A 231-nucleotide genomic window follows, 5' to 3' on the forward strand; every position below is an offset into this window, starting at 1 on the left:
TTACATGGTTTCAGCCGTAGTATACGGGGCCATAGCTCAGCTGGGAGAGCGCCTGCCTTGCACGCAGGAGGTCAGCGGTTCGATCCCGCTTGGCTCCACCACTTTCGCTGTACACAGTCACTGATCAGAACTTAGAAATGAACATTCAGTTCGAATGTTGATTTCTGGCTTTTGTCAGATCGTTCTTTAAAAATTCGGATATGTGATAGATATAGACTGACATGCACTTTC

The 231-nt window shown here is 46.8% G+C and carries 1 tRNA gene; it reads left to right on the forward strand.

Features of this window, described 5'->3' with window-relative positions:
* The first annotated feature begins 25 nt into the window (after nt 1-25).
* Nucleotides 26-101: transfer RNA gene (locus tag IAE38_RS23740), tRNA-Ala, on the forward strand.
* Nucleotides 102-231: the final 130 nt, after the last annotated feature.

The organism is Pseudomonas sp. S32 (assembly GCF_016648095.1).
In the GTDB taxonomy this organism is placed as follows: domain Bacteria; phylum Pseudomonadota; class Gammaproteobacteria; order Pseudomonadales; family Pseudomonadaceae; genus Aquipseudomonas; species Aquipseudomonas parafulva.